Raw genomic sequence first — 12,340 nt, 5'->3', positions numbered from 1 at the left:
ATTGAGCGTCAGCGGTTTGGCAATTGATGACAGGCGCGAGGTCGGATATGACTCATCAGAACCAGCCGGTATCTTCCTCCAGCTCTGCACGGCACTGCTTAAGCTGCGCACCGTAATTTCTTGCCTGCTGCTCCACCTTGCGCGCCACCTGCATCAGCCAGGGCTTGCTGCGGTAAGTGCCGCGGCTAAAACCGCCGCGCCCTTCGTGGTACGCCAGGTACTGGTTGTAGGTGTCCCACTTGGAGATGCCCAACTGGCGTTGAGTACCGTCGGTGTACCAACCGATGAACATGACAGCGTCGTCGAAGTTGTCCCGCGAGCCGCCATTGCCCGTGCCACTCTTGTACTCACCCCAGACCGGGTCCTGGGCTTGCGCATAGCCATAGGCCGAACTGACCCGCCCCCATGGAATCACCCACAGCAGGTAGTCACGCGGCGGCAGCGCATCGTGCACAAAACTGCTTTCCTGCTTCATGATCGCCATCGCCACGTTTTGCGGCGTGCCGTACTTTTCCTGCATCTCTAACGAATCTTCGTACCAGTCAGGGTACTCACGGAAGATATTGCAGAGATTGTTCTGGTCCCTGGGTGGCGCGGTAGCACAGCCCGTCAAACCCACCAATAGCAGCAAGAGTGCCCAAATTCGCCCTTGTTTCATCCATCGCCCCAGCAAGAAATGAGGGCTTATTGTGCCCTTCGTATTTAGCGCAGCGCCTGATTCGGAGCAGGTTGCGGTGAGAACCTATGATGGTGCGTGCCTGGGTAGGGTCACCACGGTAGGGAGCGCAATTGTAACCAGTGGTCGCCGAAGGTGGCAGTTTAGAATGACGGGGTTGATAGCGCAGCCGTACAGGCTCCACTACGCTGCGAATCGGCTGATTGGAACGTGGGCGATGTAGGCGCAAATGATGAATGTTGAGATTGTCAGAATTGACCATAAGCAGTGCTTGCCCCTCAGGCAGCAGGTACTGTGGCCGGACTTCCCGCTGAAGCACAGCTATGTGCCTGGGGATGAACAGGCCGAACATTATGCGGTTACCCTCGGCAACCAACTGCTGTGCTGCCTGTCGGTATTTGCCTTGGGCGAGGGCCTGTACCAGATCCGAAAATTCGCCACTGCTGCTGAGTTTCAAGGCCAAGGCCTGGGCAGCGCGTTACTGAGCCATGCCATCAGCGAAACGCAAAAGGCCGATGCGACGGCGATTACGCTGTCCGCCAGAGAAACGGCCACGGGTTTCTATGAAAAGTTTGGCTTTAGCGTCAGCGCAGAGCGTTTCGAGCGCCATGGTGTTCGCTATGTGACCATGCTGCTCGAGTTAAGCAAAAGCGTCGACTGACCTCATCGGACATCAAAGAGAAAAGCACGATGAACCTGACAATCCGTAACGAACAAGCCGGTTCGGGCTCGGGCCCATTTCTGTAGGGCCAGATTGTCAGGGCCAAGGGGTAGGTTCCGCCTTGATGGACTTAAAGGCCAAGTCGACCTGTTCGACCCTGCCCCAGGATCGAACAGGTAATAGCGTTAAAAGCTCCAGTCCTCAGCGTGAACCAATCGACAGAATGGCCCCGCCAAGGTCGCATTATGGTGAGCAATAATCGCCTGCGCACTGAGTTCCGGGGTATCAGCGCAGGTATGCCCATCGGCAACCAACACAGCATCGAAGCCAAGATCGCGCGCTGCGCGGCAGGTGCTGTCGACACAGTATTGAGTCTTCATGCCGGCAATTACCACGCCGTCGCAACCACGCTCACGTAATTGAGTGGCGAGGTCAGTCATGGCAAAGGCATTGGGGCGACTCTTTTCAAAGATCACCTCATCGCCCTGAAGCTGCAGTTCCTGCACCAGCTCCGTAAGCGGGCTACCCGGCTCGATAGGCGAGCCCGCCGGGCCTATGTGACGGGCGAGAAAGATGGGGGCCCCTGCCTTTCTGGCCTTGCCCATCAGAGCATTCAACGTGCTGAGCAGCGCCTCGCTACGCCAAGGCTTTTCCGGGCCGTGAACAAGGCCGACCTGCATGTCGAGAATCAAGAGTGCGTGCATGGAGCGTTTCCTTACGTGCTAGCCAGCGAATCAGGGGCAAAAAAAAGACCCTGTCCATTGCTGGCGGGTCTTTGGGGTTCGCGGACTTTCTAGCTCACGACACCTCACACGACCCGCCTCGGGCGGTCGCGGTGTTGGTGGTTGATTGAATGCAGAGCTTGGTCATGACGTTGACGTTATCTCTAGAACATATGCCTTGCAAGTGAGCAAGGCGCGCGTGACGGTGGTTTTGTAACAGGGAGCCACCGAAGAGGTGCTTCAAGGCATCGAATCTTCAGAATTTCCTGATTCCCTGTAGTCCATTTCCGAATCATACTTTCGCCGCGCTTAAGCCATTGCAGTGGTCCCGCTGGGGTTCTAGTCTCACTCGGTCGTTGCCTATTTCAACGACCGGTTTTGACAGGCCGCCTACACCGTGGACATGTGCAAGTCTTTATGGCGATTGTACGTGGGGCACCTTCGTGTGCGCCGAGTTCTCCGGTGTTCGGTCTGTCAACCCGCGTACAGTTGCCACCCATTTGTTTGACAGCAGATTCGTGGCGGCTCCACTCACCGGGAGGCACCATGTTGAAGATCGTTCCTGATCCCCCGCATCACAGTAACCATTCCCTCGAAGACATCCTCGTCCAAATATCCGAATACCTGGTCTGCGCACTGACTGTCGCTCAGCAGACGGTACTACTCCACCCCAACCCTCCAGGCCAGGTTTTGACCTTGGCCACCATGCATGAAATCGACAATGCCCGCAGTTTGGTTGAAGTGGCGTTGAGCAAGGTGCAGATGAAGCACTGAGGTATCTGTGGATAAGCGCCAGCGTTGCTCAGGCAAGGCTGGCCGCTTGCAACGTAGTACATGCCAGGAGAGGTAGGGATGAACGAGGAATCGATTGAAGGCCGCATTGCAGATCTCAAAACAACAGGGGTGGGCGTGTTCGGCGCAAGCCTGAGCGGGACCTGTTCCGAAAATCTGTTCCGGGTTGAACCAGGGCACAGTGCGGATTTTGTTTTGGAGCAAGCGACGATGCTTATGGCTTATGTGAACAAATTGACCCTGCATGTGATGTTCGAACAGGATGAGGCGATGCTCTGCGCGGCACATTACCTGAGCGGAATGGCCAAGGCGCTGGTTGAGGATGTGGCGCATGGGATGGTGGTGGGGTGTTCAGCAGGTGATAGTAAGGCAGGTTGATGATTGGCGTTGGTCTGAACAATTCGGCGCTTTTCGTTTTGGCGAGGTAACAATGAGACAAGTATCTCAATAGCTTTGATTGCCGGATTAATGTTAGTGCCGATGACATTTACTTATTTCGCCATTGCCTTCATCGCACACAAGCATATTGAGACCATCGAAGAGCATCTAGCCAATTGCTCCTACGTCAAAACCATAAAGGATGTATATTCAAATGCCGGCCGGCTCGGTAAGGTCATGCGCGACGGAATCATTGGCGCACTGCTATTGGTGCCTGCACTTAGTGCCCGAAGATAAAATAGCCATAGCAGGATGCTAAGGACTACTTTGCCCCCGAACTACTGGCGTGACGCAGGTGACTCCACGTTTTGGCCTGCAGCCCACTGCCAACGGTGAACGTCAACAAACGGCTGTGGATTCAACCGGTCGATGCAACACACTAGATTCTGTGTAAGCAGGAGGAGTGTTGCAGATGAAGCAAAGGCCTCGGATCTATTACACCGAAACCCAGAAAGCGCTGATGTGGGAGCACTGGCGAAAGGGAGACTCTCTCCAGCAGATCGCGCAGTTGTTTGACCGTAATCACTCATCGATACAGCGCATTCTGGCGGAGACCGGAGGCATCCAGCCTCCTGTGCGTCATCGCTCACGATTGGCGTTGTCATTGGCAGAGCGCGAGGAGATTTCACGTGCTGTAGTGGCAGGGAAATCGATCCGTTCGGTGGCATCACTACTCGGGCGAGCACCTTCTACTATCAGCCGCGAGATCAAGCGCAACGGCGGTCTTGGAAGCTATCGAGCAAGTCAGGCCGAGCAAGCTGCCTGGAGCCGAGCATGTCGCCCCAAGATCTGTAAACTGGCTAAGAACCCAACAGCGGCGCAGATCGTAGCAAGCAAGCTCCAATTGCAGTGGTCGCCGGAGCAAATTGCCGGATGGTTAAAGCGCGAATTTCCAGATGATGCGAGCTCTCAGGTGTCACACGAAACGATCTATCGAACCCTCTTCATTCAAGCCCGTGGAGCCCTGAAGAAGGAATTGCTAGAGCACTTGCGGCGCACCCGTGCAATGCGCCGTTCGCGCCATCACACGCAGAAGAATGAGAACCACGGCAAGATTAGCGATACGGTCTCAATCAGTGAGCGTCCAGCTACGGTTGAAGATCGAGCAGTACCCGGCCACTGGGAAGGTGATCTGTTGTTCGGCAGCAAGAACAGTCAAATCGCCACGCTTGTCGAGCGCCATACCCGCTATGTGATGCTGGTGAAAGTTGCCAGCAAGGACACCGAGTCGGTGATCAACGCGCTCATCGAAAACGCTCGTCTGCTGCCCCAGGAGCTTTACAGGTCACTGACCTGGGACAGGGGCAAAGAGATGGCCGCCCATAAGCGTTTCACATTGGCGACCGACATAAAGGTCTATTTCTGTGACCCTCAAAATCCTTGGCAGCGTGGGTCAAACGAAAATACCAACGGCCTGCTACGGCAGTATTTTCCCAAGGGCACCGACATTTCGGTCTACACGCAGGACCAGCTCAATGCAGTGGCGAGGGCGCTGAATGAACGTCCTCGGAAGACACTAAACTACGAAACACCGGCAGACAGGTTTAGCCAGTGTGTTGCATCGACCGGTTGAATCCACAACCCATAGTTGACTTTGGCAACAGGCAGCTACGGCCATGCGTAGTCGCTGGTTGATTGCCTCGTATGACGATGGCGTTGGCTAAACAGCTTCAAGGCAGATGTGCGATTCGCTAGCCCTGAAGGCTATAGAAAATTCTGTAATGGCCTATTGAAATCAAAAGATCATGCCTCCATGTGTGAGGAATCCCTAGGAGGACAGCACATGGCTCGCGCGCAAACCCAGTTTGAAAGCTTTCATCGGACGATTCTTTTTGGCTACGACAGCAGCCAGGACCTTCGTGACAGAAGAGATACCCTACTTTCCGACCTGAAGAAAAACATCAGTGCGGATGCGCCTCCTTACAGAACCTTCACTCAGGGTAGCTATGCGCTGGACACCGGTATCCATCCGCTGGATGGCAATCCGGATATGGACGTAGGCGTCCTCTTTGAATGTTCGCCTAGCGACTATCCCGATCCTCTGGTTTTGAAAAAGTACGTTCGCGATGCATTAGTGCGGCACAACCGCACTGTTAACATTCGCCGTCCCTGTGTGACCGTCACCTATTACAGAGACGAAACTCCCCTCCATCACATCGACCTTGCCGTTTATTGCTCGAACGCCACCGGACAAACTCAAATCGCCTGGTGCAGAGAAAGCACTCCACTAGCTGACAGGGAGTGGAAACCGTCCGAAGCCCGGGAGCTTACAGAGAAGATTACCAGTCAGTTCTCTGGTAGCGACCGTGACCAGTTCCGCCGATGTGTCCGAGCGCTCAAGCGTTGGCGAGATGAAAAAATCGGCCACAAAAACACCCCGAGCATTGGTCTGACTGTGGCGGCCTACAACTGGTTCGTACCTCGCTATGACAGCATCGATGGCAAGCCCATCGACCTGCTTGCACTGCGAGACCTCGTAGATGCAATGCTTGCCCGGTGGACGGGCTCGCGCCTGCACGTCAATCTTCCGGTTGCGCCGCACAGCGATCTCTTTGAGCGGATGACAGACACCCAAATGACTGACCTCAAGAGCCGACTTGAAGAGCTGCGTGATGCCTTAAACGAGGCGGATGCACAGGCCGATACCCATGAGGCATGCAAAATACTGAGTAAGAAATTTGGCGAAGACTTCCCGGTCCCAGAAAAGTCCGACACTACCAAGCAAGCCTCTGCGGGGGTGAGCACTTCTGGTCGTTCCGCTTGAGCGAGATCCAAAAGGCTTTTGTCACCAAGGTTGAGCTAACGCTACGAGAGCTTGGCGCAGAAATCGTTGCGTTCGATCAAAAGCTTCAAGGGCCTGCATGGGACATCATACTTGATAGAGACGGATGCACATGGCCGTTGCGACTAGTCACAGCTGGCTGGAGTGTTGATGAGCTTCCTGTAATCTATTGGCGCAGGCCAACACCAATTTGGGGATGGCCTCACGTCAGCAGCGCAGGCGATGTATGCGTAAGTGATCGGGAAGGTCTGGAGTACGATCCAGAGGATGTGCCTGGGGTACTCGAATGGTTACTCCAAGAGGCATTCAGATTACTCGCCCGCGCCTCAGCCATGGCTGAGGATGAGCGCCAGCTTAACTTTGCCGATGAGTTGGAAGGTTATCTGCGCAATGACGGCTCATCGTCAGTAATCCTTGACGAGAAGCTCGATACCACCAAGCCCCTTTATGCCGAGGTCGCCTTCAAGAGAAGGGGTAGAAGTGGCCCTATGACGGCAAAGGTATGCCGGGTAAATCAAGGGACAACACAGCTATCCGACTCTCATCAAGAGCGTTTAGGGCTCCTTGATGTCACCATCCATCAAATCGATGGGCTTATGAGCGAATGGGGAAACGACTGGTGGGACATCTTCCTAAGCAGACTGTCGCCCTCCCAGCACGCTATTGCCGTCGCGCCCAAAAAACGGGGCGTCGTTCTGCGTGTACCTAGCAGCTTTGGGCACTCACTATTACTGCTCTACTGGGGACTGCGCCCAGCAAAGATGCGGTCCACGTATCTCCTACAGCGGCGGGATCATGAGTACTTGGTCCAACGTACAGGCGGAGCACCAGACATGCGCCACGTCATTGTTGCCGGCTGTGGCTCTATAGGGTCCCGCGTGGCCGAACATCTTGCCCTAGCGGGGATTAGCAAAATCACTCTCGTGGACAGTGATAAATTCAGTCCTGACAACCTGGGTAGGCATGTACTTGGGAAGCAGTCGATTTCCAAGTTCAAGGTTGATGAGCTAGCAACCCTGCTGAAAGAGCGGATGCCTGGCATTCAGATCGAAGTTAGAGCAACCAATGTCCAAGCAGTGCTGGCTAATGGAGAGCTAGCCGGGGTTGACGCTATAGTGCTTGCAACCGGTAACTCGACTCTCGAACGCTCCATCGCTCGAAGAGCATTCAGGGAGCGGTGGCCATCGTTGATCGTATCCACAAGTGTTGAAGCAGCTGGCCTGGGCGGCCATGCAATTGCTATGCGCCCAGGCACTCCAGGATGTCTAGACTGCTTATATATAGATCCGGACACGCAGACCCCCCTCCCTAGTATGCGCACCTCCCTAATGGCTCCCGGCCAAAAAGTAACTCGCCAATTGACAGGCTGTGGTGCTTTCACACCTTATTCCGCACTAGACGCGACTCGGACAGCGACCCTCGCTGCTGAGCGTGTGCTAACCGATGTTCCTCTCTACTCACGCTGGGCGGGGGAGGCGGTTCTCGCCAAGACAGAAGGGATACAGTCGTCAGCTACGTACGACGCCCTTCGCACCCGACGCATAGCCTCAGACGTCACGCCATCCGAATACGCCCAGCCGAGGTGTCCATGCTGCAGCGTTTGACTAGTGGGCACGTCGTATGGGAGGCCAAAGAGGGCGCCTGCGGATCTCTATCACCGGACGTGATAAAGAAACTTTCCAAATGGTCGCAAAAGCGCATCTACTCGAAAGAGGCAGGCGGCTTGATACTAGGCTTTGTTGATAGCGAGACGAATGGTTTATTGGCAGAGGAGCTTACAGTCCCTGGACCAGGGGATCAGCGCTCTAGGACAAGCTTTTTCAGAAGCGAGAGGCATCAACGAGAAGCCGAATATTGGAATATGCAAACAAATTGCAAAGGTACTCAGTTAGGCCTTTGGCATACTCATCCTGAGGCTAATCCAACACCTTCCGGTACCGATCTCAGTGATTGTGAGCGAGTATTAAGAAATGGAAGATTTGACTGCAATGGCCTCCTTTATCTGATTGTAGGAACGCAAACTATCGGTTGCTGGCATGCGCAAGTTGGCCGGCCACTCTACCTTCTAGGGCATTTTAAACCATGAAATCTGATAGATTGATGGATCGAATATTTGATCTTCTTACCTTATATTTTCGAAGAACTCCAGCAGGTTTACTTCTCAGCGCCGGAGTCACCTTGATGCTGGGCGGGCCATGGCTTGCTGCAAAATTGGTTTTCCGTAAAGAGTCCGCTGATGGCAGCTACATTACAGGGGAAATAAATACGACTGAAGCAGAGTGGTGGGTCAATGCCGCATGCTTAGGTGTTGGAGCACTACTAATTTCAGTCGGTATATATTTCACCTGGACTACATTTCAGGAGCAGCGCAGAAAACTAGTAGTAGCTCTAGAATTGCGCGGACTGAGTCAAACCGCTGATAGCCCGCTTCAAAGCGCGATTCCCTCTCTGGCTCTCGGCCGGAGAGAATCCATATTCATTGATGTACGCCAGCTCATTCAAGGCACAACAGCACAAAAGCATGAAGCTGTAAGCGCCGTAAACCTAATCCCCATTCGTCTCAAGCAACTCAAAGATGGCAGAGATCGCGAGGATCTGAGCGTCTATGCTGGAGGGCTAGCACCTGTTCCACTCTTGTTTCTCACAGGTAACCTACTAGCAGCGGAAAGCAAAATCCATTGGCTTGACTGGAATAGAAAGACATCCAAGTGGCTGTCGCCGGATGAGGGGGTCGATCTAACTGATTCTCTACCTATAAACTATGAGCCAGTATATCAAGACGTGATTTTGGCTTTTTCGGTCTCGTACCCCATTAATCGACCAGAGCTAGAAACTGCCTTCCCTGAAACTAATATTGTTGAGCTTAAAATAGATAGTCCAGCCCCGGGCATAGTTGTCAGCGAAACGTCTATTCAAAGGCTCATGCAAGATTTCATGAACTGTATAGCCGCCCTAAAGGCCAAAGGCGCAAAGAGAGTCCACCTAATCCTAGCCGCACCCAGTATTCTCTCCATCAGGCTTGGCTCGTGTTATGCGGGGCGCAACATGCCTGAATTAATAATCTACCAATATCAGCAGGCCCAGAAGCAAAACCCTTACCCCTGGGGGATTCGCATGCCAAACTCAGAAAGCAACCATGGCGAACTAGTTGTTAGGCAAGCACTTCAGTCAATAAATCATGCTTAATTGAAGCTCCCCGGAAAATCAGATTCCGGGAAGCGTCTCCTTTTGGCCTTGATCGGCCTTACACGAAGGGCCGCTCTGGGACGTTTTCTGTTGTTCCCCATCTAGGATTTGAAGCGGGTGATCGTAGCCCTCACTGGAGCCAAAATTCTCCCAGTTCGATTCTGATGTCGATTAGCCTGCAGGATATGCACTCTTCGCCCAAGTCCTTCGAAGTTGAAGGGGTAGCTCTCAGCCCGGCGCTGGTCGAAAAGTTGTCGGGCAAGCCCGCTCCGGCACTGAGCGACGCGTATCCTAGCGGCATGTCCGACGAATACGGTCTGGAGTCCATTTCTCAAGGCACCGTCGTGCTTCAGGCCACGGATCCCTCGGTAACCGTTTCCAGATCCAGATGCATCGCCAGTCATAATTCACCGCCCGCTGGGAGGGGGCTCCATCCGACATCAGCGGATGACCGCAGATGTCATTTGTGTCAATTAAGACGCGTAAAAACGTCTTTGCTACTGAATGTGTCAGAAGTAACACGCTCTGTCTGATTCCCCGATTCTGGCCTTGTATTGCACATATTGGATCCATCATGATGATGGCATATCGACCTCGCACCGCTGACGGTCGAATGTGAGATATCGAATCCTCTGGAGGCTGCATGGACGCCCACGTTTCACCCCAGTCGATAGATCGTTTCGATCCATCCCGGAAAACCGAACAGTTTGTCATCCTGCCATCCGAGATTCGTGATGATGGCTGGATGAGCATCAGCACCTATCAGGACATCGCGAAAACGACTGATACCTTGCCTGACAAAGGGCTGGAACTGACTGTACTAGGCCTGTTCGGCGAGGTTGGTAGCCTGCTGAGTGCCTTCAAAAAGCGACAACGCGATCAATCTGCATTCAAGCGTTACAACGCGACGATCATGGAGGAGCTGGGAGACACGCTGTGGTATTTTTCGACGCTCGCAACGCGCGCTCAGCTTGACCTTTCGACCATCGCTCAAAAGGCTTTTCTTGGCCTCACTGATTGGTACAAAGTGAAGCCGGCAGACCCTAGCCTCGGGTTCGCAGAGTTGCAGAATCGTGCAGGCCATCCCATTCCGGAAGAGACGTTCAGTATTCAAGTGCTCGCCTTGGCCGGCTGCGTCGGTGATCTGCTTAACGACTTCAAGGCTGGCTCATTAACTCGCAATGGCGACCACCTTTCTGCTCATATGGTGGAAATCTTCCGGGCCTTAGTCGCCGCAGCAGACTCAGCCAATGTGGACATAGGCGAGGCGGCGCTCGAAAACGTCAAGAAAACCTTCAGCCGATGGCCTGCGCAGATTACTTACCCACGGCGCTTCGACGTTGATATGCCCAAAAACGAACGATTCCCCTCAAGGCTGGAATTCTTCATCGCCGAAGAAACCGCCGGAGAGAAGCAGTACGTCATTCAGAAATGCAACAAGATCATCATTGGTGACCGGCTGACTGATAATAAAATGGAGCGCGATGACTACCGCTTCCACGATGTCTTCCACTTGGCTTTCGCGGTTCACCTCGGGTGGTCTCCCGTACTTAGGGCGCTGCTACACCTGAAGCGCAAATGCGATCCCGAACTTGACGAAAATCAGGACGGCGCTCGGGCAATTCTCATTGAAGAAGGCGTGGCCACATTTATCTTCGGTCGCGGACTAGGCTGCAGCCTGTTCGAAGGCATCGATCGCGTTGACTATGACCTGCTGAAGTCCATTCAAGATTTCGTCAAAGGCTATGAAGTCGACTGGTGTGCTTTGTGGCAATGGGAAAAAGCAATTCTGGACGGCTTCAGCATCTTCCGGCAGCTCGTCGGTAAACGAAAAGGCTATGTCATCGCTGACTTCGAGAATCACACGATCAGTTTTCGCGAAGGCAGTGACGACGATGAATAGCATTTGGCAAGACCCTCAGTCTCGAACGACACCGAGTGCTTAATTCCCTAAAACTCTTTCATCAGCCATAAATCAGTGAGGAGCTCAGATCATGAATAGCGGTAATGCATGTATCGTCTTTACCACAGGGCTTGAGCCGAAAGCCCAGGCAGTCTGTCAACAATTGAACGCGCATGGTTTCAATGTCTGTATGGCCGCGGCCGAGCAGGAAGAAGTCGAAGCCGCACAAGCAGCGCAACCCGTGTCGGAGGAGGTTCAAAGCTGTATTGACAATGCAGTGATCAGTATTTTCCTGATTCCCGAGGAGGGTTACGAGTGCCTTGAAGGGGCAGCAGGGCATGCAGTGACTTGTGGCAAAACCATTGTGGCCATCGCCGAAAATGTTGCGTCGTTGCCCCAAGTATTTGACGACCATGCCAGCTCCGTTTTAACCATAGCCAGCACACGCCTGAGCGACGTTATCCAGGGGACTCAGGTTTGGGAACGAGCGGAGGGCAATCCGAGCACTGAGCGCAAGATTAACCGGGTCAAGTGCCAATGAGCGATGTACCAAGAGTGTTCTCGTACAAGCTTGTGAGGGATTACGGCTTTGCACCGAATCCCTTCCACGGCATCTGCACGCTGGGCACATGCAAACCACAGATCAGAAAATCAGCCCAGGTTGGTGACATCATTGTCGGCTGTGGCAGCACCGCACTGCACCTGGAAGGAAGGGCCATCTTCGCAATGCGTGTCACGCGGAAGCTTTCTTTCCAAGAGTACTGGGAGGATGAATCCTTCCGCATCAAGCGGCCAAATCTATATTCCAGCCAAAGCATGGCTTTTGGCGACAACATCTATCATCGCGACGGTGAGTCCTGGTTGCAGGAAGACTCGCATCACAGCTTTGAAGGTGGCCAGTTAAACCATGCGAACCTCCTACGCGACACCAGCTCGGACAACGTTTTGATTGGAGACGAATTCGTCTACTGGGGGGCAAATGCACTACAAATCCCGGAACATTTGCGTAATCACGCAGGCGAAGACCTCTATCCGGCGGGGCGAAATTATCAGTGCAATTTCTCTCCTGAGTTCAGAGCTCAGGTGGATGCCTGGCTAAAAGGATTTCCTAAGCGAGGCTATCTCGGCAGGCCGGCTTCCTGGCGCTGATCTAATGATGAATGACAACCCCCCCTCAGTT

Annotated in this window: 13 protein-coding genes; 11 read left to right on the top strand and 2 right to left on the bottom strand. The window is 53.6% G+C overall.

The genetic code is table 11. The features are described from left to right. Window positions 1-55: 55 nt before the first annotated feature. On the bottom strand, window positions 56-658 hold the full coding sequence (locus CX511_RS04725) for a transglycosylase SLT domain-containing protein (RefSeq protein WP_045183742.1): 603 nt from the start codon (window positions 656-658) through the stop codon (window positions 56-58). Window positions 659-908: 250 nt separating this feature from the next. Here CX511_RS04725 and CX511_RS04720 point away from each other — a divergent pair, with 250 nt between their 5' ends. Further along, a complete protein-coding gene (locus CX511_RS04720; protein WP_158240007.1) occupies window positions 909-1,337 on the top strand; it encodes a GNAT family N-acetyltransferase in 429 nt (142 codons plus the stop codon). A 185-nt stretch (window positions 1,338-1,522) separates the two neighbouring features. Here the strand turns inward: CX511_RS04720 and CX511_RS04715 are convergent, their stop codons facing one another. After that, on the bottom strand, window positions 1,523-2,041 hold the full coding sequence (locus tag CX511_RS04715; protein WP_101293202.1) for a cysteine hydrolase family protein: 519 nt from the start codon (window positions 2,039-2,041) through the stop codon (window positions 1,523-1,525). Between the two features lie 564 nt (window positions 2,042-2,605). Here CX511_RS04715 and CX511_RS04710 point away from each other — a divergent pair. The 10 genes from CX511_RS04710 (at window position 2,606) to CX511_RS04675 (ending at window position 12,309) form a co-directional block, all read left to right on the top strand. Further along, a complete protein-coding gene (locus CX511_RS04710) occupies window positions 2,606-2,833 on the top strand; it encodes a hypothetical protein (RefSeq protein ID WP_101293201.1) in 228 nt (75 codons plus the stop codon). Between the two features lie 78 nt (window positions 2,834-2,911). After that, window positions 2,912-3,229 carry a DUF3077 domain-containing protein gene (locus tag CX511_RS04705; protein WP_158240006.1) on the top strand — a complete coding sequence of 106 codons (318 nt, stop codon included), beginning with the start codon at window positions 2,912-2,914 and terminating at the stop codon, window positions 3,227-3,229. Between the two features lie 472 nt (window positions 3,230-3,701). Beyond that, window positions 3,702-4,862, top strand: coding sequence for an IS30 family transposase (locus CX511_RS04700; RefSeq protein WP_220639173.1), 1,161 nt, complete (start codon window positions 3,702-3,704; stop codon window positions 4,860-4,862). Between the two features lie 210 nt (window positions 4,863-5,072). Next, window positions 5,073-6,053 carry a cyclic GMP-AMP synthase DncV-like nucleotidyltransferase gene (locus CX511_RS04695; RefSeq protein WP_101291938.1) on the top strand — a complete coding sequence of 327 codons (981 nt, stop codon included), beginning with the start codon at window positions 5,073-5,075 and terminating at the stop codon, window positions 6,051-6,053. 350 nt (window positions 6,054-6,403) lie between these two features. Further along, window positions 6,404-7,675, top strand: a complete 1,272-nt coding sequence (locus CX511_RS25550; protein WP_101291937.1) for a ThiF family adenylyltransferase — start codon at window positions 6,404-6,406, stop codon at window positions 7,673-7,675. Continuing rightward, window positions 7,660-8,157: a Mov34/MPN/PAD-1 family protein gene (locus CX511_RS25545; RefSeq protein ID WP_101291936.1), complete on the top strand. Its 498-nt coding sequence runs from the start codon at window positions 7,660-7,662 to the stop codon at window positions 8,155-8,157. The genes CX511_RS25550 and CX511_RS25545 overlap by 16 nt, the downstream gene beginning before the upstream one ends. Then, entirely contained in the window at window positions 8,154-9,257 is a 1,104-nt protein-coding gene (locus CX511_RS04690) for an SAVED domain-containing protein (RefSeq protein ID WP_143527684.1), read from the top strand. The genes CX511_RS25545 and CX511_RS04690 overlap by 4 nt, the downstream gene beginning before the upstream one ends. A gap of 643 nt (window positions 9,258-9,900) precedes the next feature. Further along, the gene (locus CX511_RS04685) at window positions 9,901-11,160 is read left to right on the top strand and encodes a nucleoside triphosphate pyrophosphohydrolase family protein (RefSeq protein WP_101291934.1); all 1,260 of its coding nucleotides are present in this window, start codon (window positions 9,901-9,903) and stop codon (window positions 11,158-11,160) included. Between the two features lie 91 nt (window positions 11,161-11,251). Then, window positions 11,252-11,701 (top strand): hypothetical protein, encoded by a 450-nt coding sequence (locus CX511_RS04680; RefSeq protein ID WP_101291933.1) that lies wholly within the window; start codon window positions 11,252-11,254, stop codon window positions 11,699-11,701. Continuing rightward, window positions 11,698-12,309: an Nmad2 family putative nucleotide modification protein gene (locus tag CX511_RS04675; RefSeq protein WP_143527682.1), complete on the top strand. Its 612-nt coding sequence runs from the start codon at window positions 11,698-11,700 to the stop codon at window positions 12,307-12,309. Before CX511_RS04680 ends, CX511_RS04675 begins: the two co-directional genes overlap by 4 nt. Window positions 12,310-12,340 lie beyond the last annotated feature (31 nt).

Origin of the sequence: Pseudomonas sp. S06B 330 (assembly GCF_002845275.2) — a bacterium.
In the GTDB taxonomy this organism is placed as follows: domain Bacteria; phylum Pseudomonadota; class Gammaproteobacteria; order Pseudomonadales; family Pseudomonadaceae; genus Aquipseudomonas.
This window is presented reverse-complemented; position numbering and strand designations above follow the sequence as displayed.